The following is a 21,022-nucleotide window of genomic DNA, read 5'->3' on the forward strand; positions in this document are numbered from 1 at the left end:
GGATGTGTGCGGATCCTTGTCCACACCACCGTAGGTGTCGGGGCCCGATCCGCGGCTTGTCCGCCGTGGAGTACCCGGCTGCCGCGGCACGCCGCTTTGTCGGTTTTCAGGCCGGCCGGTGCTACGCGGGGGCGGAGCCGGCCTTGAGGGCGAGCCACAGCTCCATGCGGACGTCCGGGTCGTCGAGGGAGCGGCCGAGGATCTCCTCGACGCGCCGCATCCGGTAGCGCAGGGTGTGCCGGTGCACGCCGAGGTCGGCGGCGGCGGCGTCCCACTGCCCGTGCCGGGAGAGCCAGGCCTGCAGGGAGGCGACCAGGTCGCCGCGGCCCTTCTCGTCGTGTTCGCGCAGGGCCCGCAGGGTGCCGTCGGCGAAGGCCCGTACGGCTTCGTCGGCGAGCAGCGGCAGCACCGACCCGGCCGCGAGGTCCTCGTGCTCCACGAGGGGGCGGCCGCGCCGCCGGGCGACGGCCAGCGCCTGGTCGGCCTGCTTGAGGGCGGCCGCGACGGCAGCGGCGCCGGCGGGCGCGGACAGCCCGACCACCAGCTCGTCGGGTTCGGGCCCGGCGGCGTCCCGGCCGCGCCGGGCTTCGAGCGCCTCGGCGTGCCCGGTGCAGGCCTGTACGGCGGCCCCGCCGTCGGCGGCGAGGACGGTGAGGCGGCCGGGCTCGGGCACCAGCAGCAGCGACTCGCCGGCGCGGGCGGCCGCGGACTCCACGGTGTCGGCGAGGAGGGCCAGCCCCTCGGGCTGGGCGGTGCCGGGCAGGGCGGGCTCGGCGACGACGATCCTGAACGGCGCGTCCAGCAGCGTCCCGTACAGGTCGCCGGCGACGGCGCGGGCGTGGTCCGCCTCCCCGGCCAGCAGCATCCGCAGCACGGCGGCGCCCAGCCGGGATTCGGCGTCGTGCAGGGACCGGGACCGCTCGGTGGTCAGGGTCAGCAGGGCGACCGCCGAGTGGACGGCGTACCGCTCGGCCGTGCCCAGTGGGGCGCCCGTGCCGACGGCCAGCGCCCCGCGGGCGCGGCGGCCCGTGCCGAGGGACTGGAGCTCGACGCGGTCCTCCGCGCCGCCCACGACGGCGCTGGCCGGGGCGGGGCGCTCGCGCAGCCGCTCCACGTCGGGGGTGAGGCGGGCGGCCCGCCGGGCGGCCCACTCGGGTGCGGCGGCGACGACGGCGCCCGAGGTGTCGTAGAGGGCGGCCCAGCCGTGCACGTGCGCGGCGAGCCGGGCCAGCAGCTCGGCGGGCCCGTCCGCGGTGAGCGCGGCCCGGGTCAGCTCGCGCTGCGCCTCGAAGCCGGCGGTGACGGCCCGGTACTGGTCGGCGGCGAGGGCCGCGGAGACGGCCTTGCTGATGGCGAGGAACGGGGTCCTGCGCGGCACCTCCAGCAGCGGCAGGTCCTCGGCGCGGGCGGCGTCGACGAGCGCCTGCGGGATCTCCTCGTGGTTCACTCCCACGGCGAAGCCGATGCCGACGACGCCGGCCGCGGCGAGGCGGCGCACGTATCGGCGCATCTCCTGCGGGTCCGCCGCGTCGAGCTTCATCGCCGTGGTCAGCAGCAGCTCCCCGCCCTCCATGTAGGGGACGGGGTCGGCGAGCTCGCTGACGTGCGCCCAGCGCACGGGCGTGTCCAAGCGCCCCTCCCCGGCCCGGACGCCGAGCTTGAGCGCCGAGTGCTGGACGAGGGAGGCGAGGGTGAGCGGCATCGGGTTCCAGGCGGTGGGGGGTGGCGGGGACGCGGCCGCGCCGCCGGCGCGGGGCGGGGCCGATGGGGGCGCGCGGGATTTCGCCGCGCCGTATGAACGGCCCTTCTGATTCTGCCACCCCGTACGGGTCCGCTCAGCCCGTTCCCTCCAGCCGGACCAGCAGCGGGGCCGCCCGCTCCCCGCGGACCGTGGTCAGCGAGAGCACGGCGTGCCCGGGCGGGACGGAGTGCGCCAGGTCGGAGGCGGACCAGCGCTCCCGCTCCACCTGCCGGACGGTGACCGCGTCCGTCGTCACGGCCTTGCCGGTGACGAGCTTGCGGAAGGCGTGCACGGCCCGGGTCAGCGGCTGGTCGGCGAAGACGGTGCGGTGGGTGACGTCCCGGGCCTCCACCCACTCGGTGCCCCACGCCTCGGCGAAGCGCCTGCCGTCCCAGGTGGTGACGCCGGAGAAGGCCATCCGGCAGCCGACGGCCCCGAGCAGCGGGGTCCGCAGCGCCTCGGGGACGTCGTCGAGGGTGCGCAGCGCCAGCAGGACGCCGGCGTTGGCGGTGCGCAGCCGCTGGAGGCTGCGCACGCTCTGCGGGGTCAGGGTGTGGGAGGCGTCGTCGACGGCGAGGAACGCGAACAGCGACCGGTCGGTGCGGGCCTCCGCGCAGGCGGTGAACTGGGCGAGGACCAGGCGGGCGAGGATGCGGGACGCGTCGGCGTGCCCGCGTTCGGGGAGGTCGATGCGGACGCGCAGCGGGTGCTCCAGGCTGCGCAGCGAGAAGGGCCGGCTGCGGCCGCTGGTGTCGAAGAACCCGTCGAATGCGGGCCGGTCCAGCAGCGCCACGCGGTCGGCGAGGACGGGGCCGGGGTCGCCGTGGCTGCCGTGCTGGCGGTCGCGGGCGTCGAGCTCGCGGAGCATGGCGGACGCTCCGGCGGCTTCGAGGGCGGAGCGCAGGGCGTCGAGGCGGGCGGGCACCCGGTCGAGCAGTTCGCGCAGCTCTGGCACGGCCGGGAAGCGGCCGTACGCGGTACGGAAGGGGCCGAGGAGCTGGGCGAGGGCGGTGGCGGCGCGGCGGACCTCCAGGCCCGGGACGTCGCCGGTGAAGGCCTCGGCGAGCAGCCCTGCGGCCTCGTCGGGGTCGGTGGTGCCCCCGTACAGGTCGAGGTCGTGGACGGAGGCGGGGTCGCCGATGCGGACGACCACGTCGAACCCGTCGTCGGGGCCGAGCCGGGTGCCGGCGGCGGCGACGGCGACGACGGCGGCCTGGCCGGCGAGGGCCTGGAGGGCGAGGGACTCCACTACGGGCCGGACGAGCAGGGCGGTCTTCCCCGCGCCGGAGGGGCCGACGGCGAGCAGCGAGGTGCCGAGCACGGCGGGGTCGAGGGCGAGCCGCGTGCCGCGGCGGGCGTACGGGTTGCGGGTGCCGGGGTCGGCGGTGCCGAGCAGGACCTGCCGGGCGAGGAGGTCGTGGCGGGCGGCGCGCACGGGCAGGTCGCGGGCCCCGGAGGGGTGCAGGCAGGCGGCGGCGCCCTTGCCGCGGACGGCTCCGGCGAAGGCGGTGGCGCGCGCGGGGTCGGCGCGTACGGAGTCCCAGGCGCGCCGGATGCGGCTGTGGTCGACGTCGTTCATCCGGCCGGAGGCGGTTTCGGCGGCGAGCAGGTCGGCGAGGTCCCCGAGGCCGGCCCGGCGCAGCTCCGGCCAGCCGGCGGGGTCGTCGGGGCCACCGGGTTCGGGCCGGTCGGGCAGCCGGGTCCGGTCGGCTCGGGCGGCGCGGGCCGCGCCCCCGGTGAGGAGGCGGCGGACGAGTTCGGGCCAGCGGCCGAGCCGGCCGAATCCGGTGGCCAGCATCAGGGCGACGGCGGTGTACCAGGTGTAGGCGGCGACGACGGCCGGCATGGTGCCGGCCCAGGAGTCGGGCGTGAACATGTAGAGCGGCCAGAGCCAGAAGCCGCCCAGATAGCCGTTCCACAGCAGGGACCACAGCAGCAGTCCGGCGAGGAGGGAGATCAGGGCCCCGGAGACGAGCTGGCGGGTCGGGGTGCGCTCCGGCTCCTCGGCGGGGCGGGGCACGTGCCCGTACGCCCACACCCCGGGCCCGTCGAAGACGCGCGGGGTGCGCAGCCAGTCGGCGAGGGCGGGGCCGCCGCCGGGGGCGTGAGCGGGCCGGGGCGGCGCGGCGGGCGGGGCGGCGGGCGGCGCCGGGGGCGGGCCGGCGGGCCTGGGCACCTGCCTGCCCGGGGCGTGGCCGGTGTGCGGCGCCCGTCCCTCGCCGGTGCCGTGCGGCGTGCCGTCGGTGTCCATGAAACCCCTGCCCCCTGCCCGTTTCCCTGCGCTGCGCCGCTCAATGTAGTTGCCCGGGGGCGGCTGCGGGCCGGTACCGGCCGGTGTCGCGGCGGGGTTCCGGCGCGCCGCGCCGCCTCCCTCCTATGGCCGCCGCGGACAAGGACACGGCCGGACCACTCCCGAACGGAGCATGCTTTACCCCCTCCCCCGGGCCTAGCCTGCGGACAAAGACACAAGTGCGTCCGAAAACACCCCCAGGAGCCCCCATGACCGCTGTCCCGCAGGAGCGCAAGCTCGTCACCGCGATCCCCGGCCCGAAGTCGCAGGAGCTTCAGGCCCGCCGCCTCGGTGCGGTGGCCGGCGGCGTGGGTTCGGTGCTCCCCGTCTTCACCAAGCGCCTGGACGGCGGCATCCTCGAGGACGTCGACGGCAACCGCCTGATCGACTTCGGCTCCGGCATCGCCGTGACCTCGGTCGGCGGCTCCGCCGAGGCCGTCGTGCGCCGCGCCGGCGCGCAGCTCGCCGACTTCACCCACACCTGTTTCATGGTCACCCCGTACGAGGGCTACGTGGAGGTCTGCGAGGCGCTGGCCGAGCTGACCCCGGGCGACCACGCGAAGAAGTCCGCGCTGTTCAACTCCGGCGCCGAGGCCGTCGAGAACGCCGTCAAGATCGCGCGTGCGTACACCAAGCGCCAGGCCGTCGTCGTCTTCGACCACGGCTACCACGGCCGCACCAACCTCACCATGGCCCTGACGGCGAAGAACATGCCGTACAAGCACGGCTTCGGTCCGTTCGCCCCCGAGGTCTACCGCGTGCCGGTCGCGTACGGCTACCGCTGGCCCACCGGCGCCGAGAACTGCGGCCCCGAGGCCGCCGCCCAGGCGATCGACCAGATCACCAAGCAGATCGGCGCCGAGAACGTCGCCGCGATCATCATCGAGCCGGTCCTCGGCGAGGGCGGCTTCATCGAGCCCGCGAAGGGCTTCCTGCCCGCGATCGTGAAGTTCGCCAACGACAACGGCATCGTCTTCGTCGCGGACGAGATCCAGTCCGGCTTCTGCCGCACCGGCCAGTGGTTCGCCTGTGAGGACGAGGGCATCGTCCCGGACCTGATCACCACCGCCAAGGGCATCGCCGGCGGTCTGCCGCTCGCCGCGGTGACCGGGCGCGCCGAGATCATGGACGCCCCTCACGCGGGCGGCCTGGGCGGCACGTACGGCGGCAACCCAGTGGCCTGCGCCGGCGCGCTCGGCTCCATCGAGACCATGAAGGAGCTCGACCTCAACGCCAAGGCGAAGGAGATCGAGTCCCTCATGAAGGCGCGGCTGTCCGCGATGCAGGAGAAGTACGAGATCATCGGCGACATCCGCGGCCGCGGCGCCATGATCGCCATCGAGCTGGTCAAGGACCCCGCGTCCAAGACGCCGAACCCGGAGGCCGCCGCGGCGCTCGCCAAGGCCTGCCACGCCGAGGGCGTCATCGTCCTCACCTGCGGCACCTACGGCAACGTGCTCCGCTTCCTGCCGCCGCTGGTCATCGGCGAGGACCTGCTGAACGAGGGCCTGGACGTCATCGAGGCCGCGTTCGCGACCCTCTGAGCGGTCGTCCGGGCGGCCGTCCGAGCGGCCGTCTGAGCGAACGTCCGAACACGCGCTCGCGAGGGTACCGCCGGTAACGGTCGGGCGCTGTGAAGAAGATGTGGGGGGCCGATGGCAGGACCGCGTTCCTGCTGTCGGTCCCCTTTCCGCTGCCGTACGGTTTCTGCAGATGAGTGAGACACCCCGCTCCCGGGATTCCGGGGGCGACACCGGTACCGGGCTTCCCCAGCGCCGCACCGGGCCTGCGTTCGCGCACACTCCTCACCGATCGGACAGCCGACCGCCCCACACCCCCCGGGGCGCCCGGCAACCCGGTCCGGGCGGCCGTCCCGGAACCATCCCCCCTGTTCCGGGACGGCCGGCCACCTCCTCCTTCTCCCTCCGCTCCGTCCTCCTCCTCGCAGGGGCCCTCCTGGGGCTCGCCCTGGCGACCTGGCAGGTGCTGGCCCCGGGCCCGCTGCTCGGTCCGGACGAGCGGATCAGTGCCGCGCTCGTGCGCACGGTCCCCGACGCCGTCACCGAGCGGCTCTCCGACCTGGGCAACGTGCCCGTCGCCGTGCCCGCCCTCGTCCTGGCCGCGGCGTACGCCCTGCGCCGCGGCAACCGGTCCGGCGCCCAGGCGGCCGTCCTCGCCGTCGCCCTGGTGCCGGCCCTGGTGGTCCCGCTGAAGGCGTGGACCGCCCGCCCCGGACCGCTGGAGCCCTGGGCCGCCGGCTACTTCCCCTCCGGACACACGGCCACCGCCGCCGTCGCCTACGGGGCCGCGGCCCTGCTGCTGCGCCCGTACACCCGCAGGCCGTGGCCGGTTCTCGCGGCGCTGGTGCTGACGGCCGCCACCGCCGCGGGGCTCGTCCTGCGCGGGTTCCACTGGCCGCTCGACGTGCTGGCGTCGCTCCTGCTGAGCGTGCCGCTGCTGTACGCCGTCGAGCGGGCCGTCGTCAGGGGGCTCAGCCGCGGCGGCCCGACGGCCCGTCCCCGGCGGCGCGGACGGCCGCTGCCTCGTGCAGGGCGAGCTCCAGCACCGCCGGATCGGTGAGCGTCCCCCGGCCGTCCGGCGGCACCAGCCAGTGCCCGGCGGCCCCGGGCGCCCGGCCGGGGTGGGGGACGACGACCCAGCTGCCCCGCCCGGCGCCGCGCACGCCGGTGGCGAGCCAGTGCGAGGCCGTCCCGGCAGGCACGAAGAAGCCCAGCCGGGTGCCGCCGGGGCCGGCGAGCACCGGGCCGGGCCGCCCGCGCAGCCTCCGCAGGACGGCGAGCGCGGCCCGCCCGAGCCCGCCGGGCAGGACCAGCACGTCCCAGTGCCGGCCCGCGGGCAGCAGGGCGACCCCGTCGGGGCTGCGCTCCCACTCCCACCGGCAGGCCTGCGGATCGCCCGCCGCCGACACGAGCCATTCCACCGCGGCTTTGACATCCGAGCCCCGCATCGCCCGGCCTCCGTTCCCTGTAGGTGAGGGTTCCTCACCCGGAGAGAGCGCGGCCGGCGCCTGTCATGACGCGGGTTCCACCGCCACGGCGGAGTGAACCGGGTCACTTCCCTGGCGAGGGCCGGCGGTCCGGCGCCGTCAGCTGTCGAAGCCGAGGCCGAACCGGTCGAGGGTCTTCAGCCACAGGTTGCGGCGGCCGCCGCGGGCGTCGGCCCGCGCCAGGGACCACTTGGTGAGCGTGATCCCCGTCCAGGCGAACGGCTCGGGCGGGAACGGCATCGGCTTGGACCGCACCATCTCCAGCCGGGTCCGCTCGGTGCGCGCGCCGTCGAGGAGGTCCAGCATCACGTCGGCGCCGAAGCGGGTGGCGCCGACGCCGAGGCCGGTGTAGCCGGCCGCGTAGGCGACCCTGCCGGAGTGCGCGGTGCCGAAGAACGCCGAGAAGCGGGAGCACGTGTCGATCGCCCCGCCCCAGGCGTGGCTGAAGCCGACGCCCTCCAGCTGCGGGAACGCCGTGAAGAAGTGCTGCGCCAGCTTGAGGTAGGTCTCGGGCCGGTGGTCGTACTCGGAGTCCAGGCGGCCCTTGTACGGGTAGACGGCGTCGTAGCCGCCCCACAGGATGCGGTGGTCCGGGGTGATGCGGAAGTAGTGGAACTGGTTGGCGCTGTCGCCCATGCCCTGGCGGTTCTGCCAGCCGATGGCCTTCAGCTGGTCGGCGGTGAGCGGCTCGGTCATGAGGGCGTAGTCGTAGACGGGGACCGTGAACGGCCGGATCCGCCGGACCAGCGAGGGGAAGATGTTGGTGCCGAGCGCGACCCGCCGGGCGAAGATCCGCCCGTAGGGGGTGCGGACGGCCATCCCGGCGCCGGAGGAGCCCAGCGACAGGCCGCGGGTGTTCTCGTAGATGCGCACGCCGAGGCCGAGGCAGGCCTGCTTCAGGCCCCAGGCGAGCCGGGCGGGGTTCAGCATGGCGACGCCGTCGGTGTCCCAGAGGCCGGCGAGGAAGGTCGGCGAGTCGACCTCGGCGCGCAGGGCGTCGCGGTCGAGCCAGCGCATGCCGTCCGCGAGGCCGAGCTTCTCGGCCTCCTGGTGGAGTTCGCGGAGCTCCTCGACCTGGTGGGGTTCGGTGGCGACGTCGATCTCGCCGGTGCGCTCGAAGTCGCAGTCGATGCCGTAGCGGGCGACGGCGGCCTCGATCTCGTCGAGGTTGCGGGCGCCGAGCTCCTCCAGCTTCGCCAGTTCGCCGGGCCAGCGGGCCAGGCCGTTGGCGAAGCCGTGGGTGAGGGAGGCGGCGCAGAAGCCGCCGTTGCGTCCGGAGGCGGCCCAGCCCGCCTCCTTCGACTCGATGAGGACGACGTCCCGGGCGGGGTCGCGCTCCTTGGCGATCAGCGCCGTCCACAGGCCGCTGTAGCCCCCGCCGATGACGAGCAGGTCGCAGGCCTCGTCGGAGGTCAGGGCCGGCTGGGCGGGGGGCTTGCCGGGGTCGTCCAGCCAGTACGAGACCGGCAGTGCTTCGGAAAGGGATTTCGCAACGCTTCGCATGGCGACTGGGGCCATGTCTTCCAACTCCCCACAGAGTTACTTGGGCTGTGCTTTCTTGCGGCGGTTGCCGACGATCTGGGCGGCGAGGACCACCAGCACCGCGATGACGAACATCGCCGTGCCGATGACGTTGATCTGCACGGGCGTACCGCGCTGGGCCGAGCCCCACACGAACATGGGGAAGGTGACGGTGTTGCCCGAGTTGAAGTTGGTGATGATGAAGTCGTCGAAGGACAGGGCGAACGAGAGCAGTGCGCCCGCCGCGATGCCCGGCGCCGCGATCGGCAGCGTGACCCGCAGGAAGGTCTGCACGGGGCTCGCGTAGAGGTCGCGGGCGGCCTCCTCCAGCCGCGGGTCCATCGACAGCACGCGCGCCTTGACGGCGGCGACGACGAAGCTGAGGCAGAACATGACGTGGGCGATCAGGATCGTCCAGAAGCCCAGTTCGACGCCCATGTTCAGGAACAGGGCGAGCAGCGAGGCGGCCATGACGATCTCGGGCATGGCCATCGGCATGAAGATCAGCGAGTTGACGGCGCCGCGCGCCCGGAACCGGTAGCGGACCAGGGCGAAGGCGATGGCGGCGCCGAGCAGGGTCGCGCCGAGCGTGGCCCACAGGGCGATCTGGAGGGACAGGGCGAGGGAGCCGCACAGGTCGGCGACCCCGCAGGGGTCCTTCCAGGCGTCGAGGGAGAACTCCTGCCAGGCGTAGTTGAAGCGCCCGGAGGGGTTGTTGAAGGAGAAGACGGTGACGACGACGTTCGGCAGGAGCAGGTAGGCGAGGGTCAGAAGCCCGAGGACGGTGACGAGGTTGCGGCGGAGCCAACGCATCAGACCAGGTCCTCCGTCCCCGCGCGGCGGATGTAGATGGTGACCATGACCAGCACGGCGGCCATGAGGATGAACGACAGCGCGGCGGCCGTCGGGTAGTCGAGGATCCGCAGGTACTGCGACTGGATGACGTTGCCGATCATCCGGGTGTCCGTCGAGCCGAGCAGCTCGGCGTTGACGTAGTCGCCGCTCGCCGGGATGAAGGTGAGCAGGGTCCCGGAGACCACACCCGGCATCGACAGCGGGAAGGTGACCTTCCGGAAGGTCGTCGCGGGGGTGGCGTACAGGTCGCCGGCCGCTTCGTGCAGGCGCGCGTCAATGCGCTCCAGCGAGGTGTACAGCGGCAGGATCATGAAGGGCAGGAAGTTGTACGTGAGGCCGCAGACCACCGCGAGCGGGGTGGCGAGCACGCGTTCGCCCTGGGTCAGGCCGAGCCAGCTCGTGACGTCGAGGAAGCCGACGCTGTTGAGGACGGCGACGACGGGCCCGCCGTCGGCCAGGATCGTCTTCCACGCCAGCGTGCGGATGAGGAAGCTGGTGAAGAACGGCGCGATGACCAGGACCAGCAGCAGGTTGCGCCAGCGGCCCGCCTTGAAGGCGATCAGGTAGGCCAGCGGGTAGCCGAGGAGCAGGCACAGCAGGGTCGCGGTGCCGGCGTACAGCAGGGAGCGCAGGAACTGGGGGTAGTACTCGGCGAGGGCGTCCCAGTAGGTGCGGAAGTGCCAGGTGACCTCGAAGCCCTCTTCGAGGGAGCCGGTCTGCACCGAGGTGGAGGCCTGGTAGGCCATCGGCAGGACGAAGAAGACGAGCAGCCACAGGATGCCGGGCAGCAGCAGCCAGTAGGGGACGAGCCGCTTGCGCAGGGAGGGCCGGTGGACGGGTGGCTCGGCCGGGGCGGGGGCCTCGGGCGGCGCCGCGGTGGCGGTCATGCGCCCTCCTCGACCGTCTCGACGCCCGCGTCGATGTCCTGGGCGGCGTCCAGTCCGAAGGTGTGCTCCGGGTTCCAGTGCAGGACGACCTCGGCGCCGGGGACGAGGCGGTCGTCGCGCTCGATGTTCTGCACGTACACCTCCAGCTCCGGACAGACGGGGCTGTCGACGACGAACTGCGTGGACACGCCGATGAAGGAGGAGTCGGCGATCCGCCCGGGGACCTTGTTCCGGCCGGCCGCGACGGACCCCTCCTCGGCCGCGGGCACCAGGGAGATCTTCTCGGGGCGCACCCCGACCAGCAGACGGCCGCCGGCCTTCGGCGCGGTCGAGCAGCGGGCCCGGGGCAGCCGGAGCTTGGTGCCCGCCGACGCGACGGTGACGTCGTCTCCGCCGGCCTCCAGGACCTCGGCCTCGATCAGGTTGGAGGTGCCGAGGAAGTTGGCGACGAACGTGGTGCGCGGGTTCTCGTACAGCTCGGCGGGCGCGCCCAGCTGCTCGACGCGGCCGCCGTTCATCACGGCCACGGTGTCGGCCATGGTCATGGCCTCCTCCTGGTCGTGGGTGACGTGCACGAAGGTGATGCCGACCTCGGTCTGGATCCGCTTGAGCTCCAGCTGCATCTGGCGGCGCAGCTTGAGGTCGAGGGCGCCGAGCGGCTCGTCCAGGAGGAGCACCTGGGGGTGGTTGATGAGCGCGCGGGCGACCGCGACGCGCTGCTGCTGGCCGCCGGAGAGCTGGTGCGGCTTGCGCTGGGCGAACTGGCCGAGCTCGACGAGCTCCAGCATGTCCTCGACCTGCTTCTTGACGGACTTGATGCCGCGGCGGCGCAGCCCGAAGGCGACGTTCTCGAAGATGCTCAGGTGCGGGAAGAGGGCGTAGCTCTGGAAGACCGTGTTGACGGGCCGCTTGTACGGGGGCAGCTGCGTGACGTCGCGGTCGCCCAGGTGGACGGTGCCGGTGGAGGGCTCCTCCAGGCCGGCGATCATCCGCAGGGTGGTGGTCTTCCCGCAGCCGGAGGCGCCGAGCAGGGCGAAGAACGAGCCCTGCGGGATGGTCAGGTCGAGGGGGTGCACGGCCGTGAAGGTGCCGTAGTGCTTGCTGATCCCGGCGAGGCGGACATCTCCGCCCGCGGTCTTGTCAGTCATGGGTCGCGGCCTTCGGTGGTGGTGTTCGTCGGAAGAGGGCGGGGGTGCCGGCACGGGGTCCGTCAGGCTCCGATGAGCTTGGCGAACTTCTCCTCGTACTCGGTCTCTTCCTCGCTGGTGAGCATGCGGAAGGCATGGGCCCTGGCGGCCATTTCCTCGTCGGGGATGATCAAGGGGTTGTCCGCGAGCGCGGGATCGATTTTCGCAAGGTCGTCCTTGACCCCCGCCACCGGGCACACGTAGCTGATGAAGGCGGCGAGCTGGGCTGCGATCGGGGGCTCGTAGTAGAAGTCGATGAGCTTTTCGGCGTTGGCCTTGTGCCGGGCGCGGGCCGGTACGAGCAGGTTGTCGCTGGAGGTGATGTAGCCCACGGCCGGAATCGCGTACTGGATGTCCGGGTTGTCCGCTTGCAGCTGGATGACGTCGCCGGCCCAGGCGAGGCAGGCCGCCAGGTCGCCCTTGTCCAGGTCCGCGGTGTAGTCGTTGCCGGTGAAGCGGCGGATCTGCTTGCTGTCCACGCCCTTCTGCAGGCGTGCGATGGCCGCGTCGTAGTCGGCGGTGGTGAAGGACTCCGGGGACTTGCCCTGGTCGAGGAGGGTCATGCCGACGCTGTCGCGCATCTCGCTGAGGAAGCCGACCCGGCCCTTGAGGGTGGGGTCGTCGAGCATCTGCGTGACGGAGTCGACCTTCCTGCCGCCCGTCGCCTTGGTGTTGTAGGCGATGACGGTGTTGATGCCGGTCCACGGGTAGCTGTACGCCCGGCCCGGGTCCCAGTCGGGGCTGCGGTACTGCGGGATCAGGTTGGCGAAGGCGTGCGGCAGGTGGGAGGGGTCGAGTTTCTGGGCCCAGCCGAGGCGGATGATGCGGGCCGCGAGCCAGTCGGTGACGACGATCAGGTCGCGGCCGGTGTCCTGGCCGGCCGCCAGCTGGGGGCGGATCTTGCCGAAGAACTCGACGTTGTCGTTGATGTCCTCGGTGTAGTTGACCTCGATGCCCGTCCGCTTCGTGAACTCCTCCAGCGTCGGGTGGACCTTCTCGTCTTCGCTGACGTCCATGTACTCGGTCCAGTTGGAGAAGTTGACGGTCTTCTCCGCCTGCGAGCGGTCCTCGGACGCGGCGGCGTCCTCGCCGCCGCGCTTCGCGGGCGGGATACCGCACGCGGACAGCGACGCCAGGCCGCCGAGGGTGAGCGCCCCGGTGCCGGAGGCGCGCAGCAGCGAGCGGCGGGTGAGGGCGCCGCGCCCGCTGGTGAGGCTGCGCCGCATCGCGGCGAGCTGTGCCGCGGAGAGCCGGTCGGGCTCGTTGTGCTGCATGGACTGTGCCCTTTCGGGATGGACGGGCCGCTGGTCGGGCGGACCCTGCTGCTGCTATCGGTCCCCGAAGATCGTGCGGTGCCAGTCCTTGGCCGCCACCGCGGTGTTGTCATACATGACGTGCTTGACCTGCGTGTACTCCTCGAAGGAGTACGAGCTCATGTCCTTTCCGAAGCCGCTCGCCTTGTAGCCGCCGTGGGGCATCTCGCTGATGATCGGGATGTGGTCGTTGATCCAGACGCAGCCCGCCTTGAGTTCGCGGGTCGCGCGGTTCGCACGGTAGACGCCGCGGGTCCATGCGGAGGCGGCGAGGCCGTAGGGGGTGTCGTTGGCCAGGGCGAGGCCCTCGTCGTCGGTGTCGAAGGGGAGCACGACGAGGACCGGTCCGAAGATCTCGGCCTGGACGGCCTCGCTGTCCTGCGGCGCGCCGGTGATGAGGGTGGGCCGGTAGTAGGCGCCGCCGGCGAGGGCCCCTCCGGGGGCGGAGCCCCCGGTGACGACGGTGGCGTAGCCGCGGGCCCGCTCGACGAAGCCGGCGACGCGGTCGCGGTGGGCGTGGGAGACGAGGGGGCCCAGGTCGGTGGCGGGGTCGAAGGGGTCGCCGAGGCGGACGCCCTCCATCAGCTCGGCGACACGGGCGGTGAAGGCCTCGTACAGCGGGCGCTGGACGTAGGCGCGGGTGGCGGCGGTGCAGTCCTGGCCGCTGTTGATCAGGGAGGCGGCGACGGCGCCGTGGGCGGCGGCCTCCGGGTCGGCGTCGTCGAAGACGACGAAGGGGGCCTTGCCGCCGAGCTCCAGGTGGAGCCGCTTGACGGTGGCGGTGGCGATCTCGGCGACGCGCCTGCCGACGGCGGTGGAGCCGGTGAAGGAGGTCATGGCGACGCCGGGGTGGCCGACGAGGTGCTCGCCGGCGTCGCGGCCGGCTCCGGTGACGATGTTGACGACGCCGTCCGGGATGCCCGCCTCCGCCGCGGCCCGCGCGAACATCAGGGAGGTGAGCGGGGTGGTCTCGGCGGGCTTGAGGACGACGGTGTTGCCCGCGGCGATGGCCGGCAGGACCTTCCAGGCAGCCATCTGGAGGGGGTAGTTCCAGGGGGCGATGGAGCCGACGACGCCGATGGCCTCGCGGCGTACGTACGAGGTGTGGTCGCCCGAGTACTCGGCGGCGGCCTGCCCCTGGAGGTGGCGGGCGGCCCCGGCGAAGAACGCCGTGTTGTCGATGGTGCCCGGCACGTCGAACTCGCGGGACAGCTTGATCGGCTTGCCGCACTGGAGGGATTCGGCGTACGCGAAGTCCTCCGCCTGCTCGGCGAGGACGGACGCCAGCCGGTGCAGGGCCTCGGAGCGCTCCCCGGGGGTGGCGCCGGACCAGGCCGGGAAGGCTCCGGCGGCCGCGGCGACGGCCGCGTCCACGTCGGCGGCGGAGGCCAGGGCGTAGGTCAGCACCTCCTTGCCCGTCGCGGGGTCGACCACGGTGTGGGACCGGCCGGAGCTGCCGTGTGACGGCCGGCCGCCGATGTACTGCGCGCCGTCTGCGAAGCGTTCCTCAACCTGGAAGCGATTACCCATCACGCTCTCACGCTCTCGTGGCTTCAGCTCGAATGGAGTGCCGATCCTGACAGAGGTGTTACCCGCGGCCAAGGGATTCCGTTGTTGCCTTTTGATTACGCGACGGAATCGGTCGACCATGTGTCGAGACACTCCGCAAATCCCGTACGAAGTGTCCGTGGAGACTGCCAGACTCCCGTGCATGGAGAAGATCGACAAGTTGATCGAGCAGGTCAGCAGCGGTGACCGGGTGAAGTTCCTGCCGTTCTGGGGGCACCGGCCGCGGCCCGACGGCTCGCTCGGCCCGAGCTGCCTGAGCCAGTGGTGGCCGTCTCCGTTCACCGTGGACGGCGTCCGGTACGAGACGGCGGAGCACTGGATGATGTCCGGGAAGGCCCGCCTGTTCGGGGACGCGGAGGCCGAGCGCGCCGTGCTGGCCGCGGCGACCCCGGCGGAGGCGAAGAAGGCGGGGCGGCTCGTGCGCGGTTTCGACGACGCCGTGTGGGAGCGGGAGCGCTTCGGGATCGTCGTGGAGGGCAGCCTCCACAAGTTCCGCTCCACGCCCGAGCTGACCGGCTACCTGCTCTCGACGGGGCGGCGCGTGCTCGTCGAGGCGAGCCCGATGGACCGCATCTGGGGCATCGGACTCGCCGCGGACGACGAGCGGGCGTCGGACCCGGCCCGATGGCGCGGGCTGAACCTGCTGGGCTTCGCCCTCATGGAAGCCCGCGAGCGGCTCCTCGCCGGGGAGTAGCCGGCCCCGGTCAGACCTTCTCGCGCATGCGGGTGTCCGAGTACGGGCTGTCGTTCACGGAGTCGGGCCCGCCCTGCAGGAAGCCGGCGATGGCGAACGCGAGCATGAGCGCGCCGAGGAGCGCGCCCGTGACGCCGAGGATGAGGCCGGCCAGCGCCATGCCGCCGTTGGTGGCCTCACCGCGGGCAGCCCGGTTGCGGCCGAGCACGCCGAAGACGATCGCCGCGACGCCGAGTCCGACGGCGATGACGTTCAGGCCGCACCCGACGACCGCGACGATGCCGAGCACGAGCGCGGCGACGCCGAAGCCGTTGCGCGGCTGGGCGCCGTACAGGGGGTGGCCGAGGGGTCCGGCGCCGGGGTACGCCTGGGGGGCGAAGGGCTGCGGGCCGTACGGCTGCTGCCCGTATGGCTGCTGCCCGAACGCCGGGGGCGCGGGTACGGGTGCCGCGCCCGGGTGGGCGTACCCGGGGACGCCGGGCGCCGGCGGGGCGGGGTAGGCGTACACGGGCGGCACGGGGGCCGGTCCCGGCGCGGGCGCCGCGTACGGCCCGGGGAGCGGCGCCTGCGCTGCGGGCGGCCCGGGGAGCGGCGCGGGCGGCGCCCCGGCGCCGGGCATCCCGGCGAGGGTCGGCTGGTCGTGGACGGACGGCGGGCCCGGCACCCCGGGGGCGCCCTGCAGCCTCCCCGGATCCGCCGGCGCCCCCTCCGGCGGGGCCCACGGGTCCCTCGGGTCAGGGCTGTTGTCGGTCATGCGGCACCCCCCTCTCGTACGGCCATGCTATGCCGTCCCGCCGGGGCGACCCCTGCTGCCTACCATGGGGGCCGATCAGTCCGCACCGTCCCCCGGAGGCCCGCCGTGCCCGACCTGACCCCCTTCATCGCAGGGCTGCCCAAGGCGGAGCTGCACGTGCACCACGTCGGCTCGGCCTCCCCCCGCATCGTCGCCGAACTGGCCGCGCGGCACCCCGACTCCAAGGTCCCGACCGACCCGGAGGCGCTCGCCGACTACTTCACCTTCACCGACTTCGCGCACTTCATCGAGGTCTACCTGTCCGTGGTCGACCTGGTCCGCACGCCCGACGACGTCCGCACGCTGACGTTCGAAGTCGCCCGCGACATGGCCCGGCAGAACATCCGCTACGCCGAACTGACCATCACCCCCTACTCCTCCACGCGCCGCGGCATCGAGGAGAAGGCGTTCATGGAAGCCATCGAGGACGCCCGGCGGGCGGCCGAGGCCGAGTTCGGGACCGTGCTGCGCTGGTGCTTCGACATCCCCGGCGAGGCCGGTCTGGAGGCCGCCGCGGAGACCGCCCGCCTCGCCGTCGACCTGCGCCCGGAGGGGCTGGTCTCCTTCGGCCTCGGCGGGCCCGAGATCGGCGTCCCCCGCCCGCAGTTCAAGCCGTACTTCGACGCCGCCCGCGCCGCGGGCCTGCACAGCGTCCCGCACGCCGGCGAGACCACCGGACCGGAGACCGTCTGGGACGCCCTGCGCGCACTCGGCGCCGAGCGGATCGGCCACGGCACGAGCGCGGTGCAGGACCCCGCGCTGCTGGCTTACCTGGCGGAGCACCGCATCGCCCTGGAGGTCTGCCCGACCTCCAACATCGCCACCCGCGCCGTGGAGGACCTGGAGCTGCACCCCATCCGGGAGATGGTGCAGGCGGGCGTGCTCGTCACCGTCAACAGCGACGACCCGCCGATGTTCGGCACGGACCTCAACAACGAGTACGCGGTCGCCGCCCGGCTGCTCGGCCTCGACGAGCGCGGCCTCGCCGCGCTCGCGAAGAACGCGGTGGAGGCGTCCTTCCTCGACGCCGCGGGCAAGGCGCGGATCGTGCAGGAGATCGACACGTACACCGAGGCGTGGTCGGCCCGCTGACCGCCGCGGGACAATGGGCGCCATGCGCACCCTGACGGCCGTGGCCCACCGCGGCGATCCCCACCGCTTCCCCGAGAACACGCTCCCGTCGGTCCGCTCGGCGTTCGCGCTCGGCGCGGACGCGGTGGAGGTCGACGTACGGCTGACCCGCGACGGCGAGGCGGTCCTCCTCCACGACGAGACGCTGCAGCGGCTGTGGGGTTTCGACGTGCGCCTCGACGAGGTGACGGCCGCTCAGCTGGCCGAGCTGACGCGGGGCGGGGTGCCGACGCTGCGTCAGGCGCTCGCCGAGGCCGGGCCGGGGCGCCTGCTGCTGGACCTGCCGGGCGCCGCGCCGGAGGCGGTGCGGAAGGTCGTCGGCCTGGTCGGCGAGTGCGGGGCGCGGGAGCGGGTCTACTACTGCGCGGGCCCGAACACGATGCTGGCCGTGCGGGCCGCCGACCCGGCGGCGGAGATCGCGCTGACCTGGACGACGCTGTCGCCGCCGCGCCGGGTCCTGCTCGACGCGGTGGCGCCGGCCTGGCTGAACTACCGCTTCGGGCTGGTGGACCGGGGGCTGGTGGAGGCGCTGCACCGGGACGGCCTGCGGGTCTCGGCGTGGACCGCCGACACCAAGCGGACGATGCGCCGGCTGGCCGCGGCGGGCGTGGACGCGATCACCACGAACCGGATCGACGCCCTGGCGGCGGTGCGCGCCGCGGCCGGCCGCTGAGCCGGCCGGGCGCCGCTGCCCGCCGTCACGCGGCGGCGGGCAGGGCCTCCAGGCGCTTGACGAGGCGCCGCAGGATCAGGAGCGGGATGATGCCGAAGACGCCGAACGAGATGTCGATGAGGCGCCATCCGAAGGGGATGTCGCGGATCTGACCGCAGATCAGGGCGAGCGGGACGACTCCGGCGCAGGCGATCATGCCGGCTTCCAGGATCCAGACGTTGCGGACGGGATCGCGCAGGACCCCGTAGAAGAAGACCGCGATGACGAGGTGGGCGAAGGCCAGCCAGTCGTTGCCGTAGAGGAGGAACGGGTACTGGGCGTCGGCCGTGTCGAGGCCCTCGCCGACCCGGGTCAGCCACTCGTGCCCGATCAGCGAGTTGGCCAGGCGGACCTCGGCGACCAGGGGGAAGGCGGTGAGGCCGCTGAGGACCAGGCAGACGAGGAACAGGACGAGCCAGCCGCGGATCCGCCGCTGGAGGGCGCTTCTCTCACTCATGGCAGCAGCCTACGCCCAAAATTGAACACGTTCAGCCGATTCTCTGAACGTGTTCAATTCTGTGGTGGCGATCACATGCCGACGAGGGCGTTCCAGCGGCCGGCCAGGGTGCGGCGCTCCGCCGCCGTGACGTCCCGGGCCACGGCGAGCCGCCCGCGCATCGCGTCGTCGGGGAAGACCAGCGGGTTCTCGGCCAGTTCCGCCGTCTCCCGGTCCGGCGAGGCGGCCAGCACCTCTCGGGCCGCCGGCACCGGGCAGGCGTAGGCGACGGCGGCCGCGAGCTCCGCGGCCACCTCCGGGACGTAGTAGTGGTCGACCAGGGCCTCCGCGTTGGCCTTGTGGCGGGCCAGGTTGGGGACGAGGAGGCTCTCCGCCCACAGTTCGCCGCCCTCCTCCGGCACGACGAACTCGATGTCCGGGTTGTCGGCCTGCAGTTGGACCGCGTCGCCGGAGTACGCCTGGCAGGCCAGCACGTCGCCCTTGCCGAGGTCGGAGGTGTAGTCGTTGCCGGTGAAGCGGCGGATGTGCCCGCGGCGCACCAGTTCCTCGACCCGGTCGCACATCCGGTGGAAGTCGGCCTCGGTCCAGCGGGTGACGTCCACCCCGTCGCCCTGCATCAGCAGCGCGAACGACTCGTCGAGGCCGGAGAAGAGGGTGACGCGGCCCGCGAGGTCCGGGTGCCACAGGTCCCCCACCGACCGGATCTCCCGGCCGAGCGCCCTGCGGTTGTAGGCGATCCCGGTGATGCCGGACTGCCAGGGCACCGTGTGCAGGCGCCCCGCGTCGAAGGCCGGCGAGCGCAGCTGCGGGTCGAGGTGGGCGGCGACGTTGGGCTGCCGGGCGCGGTCCATCGCCTGCGCCCAGCCCAGGCGGACGAACCGGGCGGCCATCCAGTCGCTGACCACGACCAGGTCGTGGCCGGTGTCCTGGCCGTTCATCAGGGCCGGGCCGACCTTGCCGAAGAACTCGTCGTTGTCGTTGATCTCCTCGGTGTACCGGACCTCGATGCCGGTGCGCTCCGTGAAGGCCTCCAGCGTGGGCCGGCGTTCCTCGTCCTCGGCGTCGGTGTCTATGTACATCGGCCAGTTGGCGAAGGCGAGGCTCCGCTCGCGCGCGGAGCGGTCCGCGCCCGCCCGGCGGTCCTCGGGGACGTACGCGGAGGGCACGCCGCAGCCGGCGAGGGCCGAGAGGAGGCCGGCGGCGCCGAGGCCGCGCAGCGCCGCACGGCGCGTGACGCGGCGGCGGGAGGGGGTGGGAGCGGGCATGGGTGAAGCCTCGGGGAACGCGGAGGGGGCGGGCAATGGACACATTGTCCACTGCCCGCCCCCGTGCGGGGCCGCGTTGACCGCCCCGGCGGCCGCGGCCCGGCGTCAGCCGTCGAGCGAGGTCATCACGTGCTTGATGCGGGTGTAGTCCTCGAAGCCGTACGCGGAGAGGTCCTTGCCGTAGCCGGACTTCTTGAAGCCGCCGTGCGGCATCTCGGCGACGAGCGGGATGTGGGTGTTGATCCACACGCAGCCGAAGTCGAGGTGCTTGGACATGCGCATCGCGCGGGCGTGGTCCTTGGTCCACACGGAGGAGGCGAGGGCGTACTCGACGCCGTTCGCGTACTCCAGCGCCTGGGCCTCGTCCGCGAAGGACTGGACGGTGATGACCGGGCCGAAGACCTCGTTCTGGACGATCTCGTCGTCCTGCTTGAGGCCGGAGACGACGGTCGGGGCGTAGAAGTAGCCCTTGTCGCCGACGCGGTGGCCGCCGGCCTCCACCTTGGCGTGCGCCGGGAGGCGGTCGATGAAGCCCGCGACCTGCGCCAGCTGGTTGGGGTTGTTCAGCGGGCCGTAGAGGACGTCCTCGTCGTCCGGGGCGCCGGTCTTGGTGTCGGCGGCGGCCTTGGCGAGGGCGGCCACGAACTCGTCGTGGACGGACTCGTGCACGAGGACGCGGGTGGCCGCGGTGCAGTCCTGGCCGGCGTTGAAGTAGCCGGCGACGGCGATGTCCTCGACGGCCTTGGCGATGTCGGCGTCCTCGAAGACCACGACCGGGGCCTTGCCGCCGAGCTCCAGGTGGACGCGCTTGACGTCCTTCGAGGCGCTCTCGGCGACCTGCATGCCGGCGCGGACGGAGCCGGTGATGGAGGCCATCGCCGGGGTGGCGTGCTCGACCATGGCCTTGCCGGTCTCGCGGTCGCCGCAGACGACGTTGAAGACGCCCTTGGGCAGGATCGAGTCGATGATCTCGGCCATCAGGACGGTCGAGGCGGGGGTGGTGTCCGAGGGCTTGAGCACCACGGTGTTGCCCGCGGCGATCGCCGGGGCGAACTTCCACACGGCCATCATCATCGGGTAGTTCCACGGGGCGACCTGGGCGCAGACGCCGACCGGCTCGCGGCGGATGATCGAGGTCATCCCGTCCATGTACTCGCCGGCGGAGCGGCCCTCCAGCAGGCGGGCCGCGCCCGCGAAGAAGCGGATCTGGTCCACCATCGGGGGCAGCTCCTCGCTGGCGGTCAGGCCCAGCGGCTTGCCGGTGTTCTCCGACTCGGCGGCGACCAGCTCGTCGGCGCGCGCCTCGAAGGCGTCGGCGATCTTGAGGAGGGCCTTCTGCCGCTCGGAGGGCGTGGTGTCGCGCCAGCCCGGGAAGGCGGCCGCGGCGGCGGCCATGGCGGCGTCGACGTCGGCCTGCCCGGACAGCGGGGCGGTGGCGTACACCTCGCCGGTGGCCGGGTTGACCACATCGGTGGTCCGCCCGTCGGCGGCGTCCTTGAACTCCCCGCCGATGTAGTTGCGCAGACGACGCAGTTCGGTGGTCACTACAGCCACACTCCTGATCACATGTCCAATGATTGAGACGAATCCCAAGCCTAGC

General features: G+C 73.2%; 18 protein-coding genes. 5 read left to right on the top strand and 13 right to left on the bottom strand.

What is annotated here, in order from left to right; all coding sequences use genetic code 11:
• Window positions 1–121: 121 nt before the first annotated feature.
• Both IE170_RS24680 and IE170_RS24685 read right to left on the bottom strand, forming a co-directional pair.
• The gene (locus IE170_RS24680; RefSeq protein WP_189811640.1) at window positions 122–1,702 is read right to left on the bottom strand and encodes a PucR family transcriptional regulator; all 1,581 of its coding nucleotides are present in this window, start codon (window positions 1,700–1,702) and stop codon (window positions 122–124) included.
• Window positions 1,703–1,835: 133 nt separating this feature from the next.
• The gene (locus IE170_RS24685) at window positions 1,836–3,992 is read right to left on the bottom strand and encodes an ATP-binding protein (protein WP_189811641.1); all 2,157 of its coding nucleotides are present in this window, start codon (window positions 3,990–3,992) and stop codon (window positions 1,836–1,838) included.
• 248 nt (window positions 3,993–4,240) lie between these two features.
• Here IE170_RS24685 and gabT point away from each other — a divergent pair, with 248 nt between their 5' ends.
• The gene (gene gabT / locus IE170_RS24690) at window positions 4,241–5,575 is read left to right on the top strand and encodes a 4-aminobutyrate--2-oxoglutarate transaminase (protein ID WP_189811642.1); all 1,335 of its coding nucleotides are present in this window, start codon (window positions 4,241–4,243) and stop codon (window positions 5,573–5,575) included.
• A 169-nt stretch (window positions 5,576–5,744) separates the two neighbouring features.
• Entirely contained in the window at window positions 5,745–6,611 is an 867-nt protein-coding gene (locus IE170_RS24695; protein ID WP_189811643.1) for a phosphatase PAP2 family protein, read from the top strand.
• Here the strand turns inward: IE170_RS24695 and IE170_RS24700 are convergent.
• From IE170_RS24700 to IE170_RS24730, 7 genes are all read right to left on the bottom strand, one after another.
• Window positions 6,523–6,999 (bottom strand): bifunctional DNA primase/polymerase, encoded by a 477-nt coding sequence (locus tag IE170_RS24700; protein ID WP_189811644.1) that lies wholly within the window; start codon window positions 6,997–6,999, stop codon window positions 6,523–6,525. The genes IE170_RS24695 and IE170_RS24700 overlap by 89 nt on opposite strands.
• Before the next feature lie 138 nt (window positions 7,000–7,137).
• Window positions 7,138–8,556, bottom strand: a complete 1,419-nt coding sequence (locus tag IE170_RS24705; protein WP_189811645.1) for an NAD(P)/FAD-dependent oxidoreductase — start codon at window positions 8,554–8,556, stop codon at window positions 7,138–7,140.
• Window positions 8,557–8,577: 21 nt separating this feature from the next.
• Window positions 8,578–9,372 (bottom strand): ABC transporter permease, encoded by a 795-nt coding sequence (locus IE170_RS24710; RefSeq protein WP_189811646.1) that lies wholly within the window; start codon window positions 9,370–9,372, stop codon window positions 8,578–8,580.
• Window positions 9,372–10,301 (bottom strand): ABC transporter permease, encoded by a 930-nt coding sequence (locus tag IE170_RS24715; protein ID WP_189811647.1) that lies wholly within the window; start codon window positions 10,299–10,301, stop codon window positions 9,372–9,374. Before IE170_RS24715 ends, IE170_RS24710 begins: the two co-directional genes overlap by 1 nt.
• Window positions 10,298–11,449 (bottom strand): ABC transporter ATP-binding protein, encoded by a 1,152-nt coding sequence (locus IE170_RS24720; RefSeq protein ID WP_189811648.1) that lies wholly within the window; start codon window positions 11,447–11,449, stop codon window positions 10,298–10,300. Before IE170_RS24720 ends, IE170_RS24715 begins: the two co-directional genes overlap by 4 nt.
• A 62-nt stretch (window positions 11,450–11,511) precedes the next feature.
• Complete coding sequence (locus IE170_RS24725; RefSeq protein WP_189811649.1) at window positions 11,512–12,762, bottom strand: polyamine ABC transporter substrate-binding protein; 1,251 nt, start codon at window positions 12,760–12,762, stop codon at window positions 11,512–11,514.
• 54 nt (window positions 12,763–12,816) lie between these two features.
• Complete coding sequence (locus IE170_RS24730; protein WP_189811714.1) at window positions 12,817–14,331, bottom strand: gamma-aminobutyraldehyde dehydrogenase; 1,515 nt, start codon at window positions 14,329–14,331, stop codon at window positions 12,817–12,819.
• 181 nt (window positions 14,332–14,512) lie between these two features.
• On the opposite strand from IE170_RS24730, the gene ybiA reads away from it, so the two are divergent.
• Window positions 14,513–15,064 (top strand): riboflavin biosynthesis intermediates N-glycosidase, encoded by a 552-nt coding sequence (gene ybiA, locus IE170_RS24735; RefSeq protein ID WP_189811650.1) that lies wholly within the window; start codon window positions 14,513–14,515, stop codon window positions 15,062–15,064.
• Between the two features lie 10 nt (window positions 15,065–15,074).
• Here ybiA and IE170_RS24740 read toward each other — a convergent pair whose 3' ends face one another.
• Window positions 15,075–15,818, bottom strand: a complete 744-nt coding sequence (locus tag IE170_RS24740) for a DUF4190 domain-containing protein (protein WP_189811651.1) — start codon at window positions 15,816–15,818, stop codon at window positions 15,075–15,077.
• A gap of 24 nt (window positions 15,819–15,842) precedes the next feature.
• On the opposite strand from IE170_RS24740, the gene IE170_RS24745 reads away from it, so the two are divergent.
• Both IE170_RS24745 and IE170_RS24750 read left to right on the top strand, forming a co-directional pair.
• A complete protein-coding gene (locus IE170_RS24745; protein WP_189811652.1) occupies window positions 15,843–16,949 on the top strand; it encodes an adenosine deaminase in 1,107 nt (368 codons plus the stop codon).
• A gap of 22 nt (window positions 16,950–16,971) precedes the next feature.
• Window positions 16,972–17,661 carry a glycerophosphodiester phosphodiesterase gene (locus IE170_RS24750; RefSeq protein ID WP_189811653.1) on the top strand — a complete coding sequence of 230 codons (690 nt, stop codon included), beginning with the start codon at window positions 16,972–16,974 and terminating at the stop codon, window positions 17,659–17,661.
• Between the two features lie 25 nt (window positions 17,662–17,686).
• Here the strand turns inward: IE170_RS24750 and IE170_RS24755 are convergent, their stop codons facing one another.
• The 3 genes from IE170_RS24755 to IE170_RS24765 all read right to left on the bottom strand — a co-directional run bounded on the left by IE170_RS24755 (window position 17,687) and on the right by IE170_RS24765 (window position 20,967).
• A complete protein-coding gene (locus IE170_RS24755) occupies window positions 17,687–18,157 on the bottom strand; it encodes a hypothetical protein (protein ID WP_189811654.1) in 471 nt (156 codons plus the stop codon).
• A 71-nt stretch (window positions 18,158–18,228) separates the two neighbouring features.
• Window positions 18,229–19,422, bottom strand: coding sequence for a polyamine ABC transporter substrate-binding protein (locus IE170_RS24760; protein ID WP_189811655.1), 1,194 nt, complete (start codon window positions 19,420–19,422; stop codon window positions 18,229–18,231).
• A 105-nt stretch (window positions 19,423–19,527) separates the two neighbouring features.
• Window positions 19,528–20,967, bottom strand: a complete 1,440-nt coding sequence (locus IE170_RS24765; protein WP_189811656.1) for a gamma-aminobutyraldehyde dehydrogenase — start codon at window positions 20,965–20,967, stop codon at window positions 19,528–19,530.
• Between the last annotated feature and the right edge of the window lie 55 nt (window positions 20,968–21,022).

The sequence above is a fragment of the Streptomyces toxytricini genome, assembly GCF_014649915.1.
Lineage (GTDB): Bacteria > Actinomycetota > Actinomycetes > Streptomycetales > Streptomycetaceae > Streptomyces > Streptomyces toxytricini.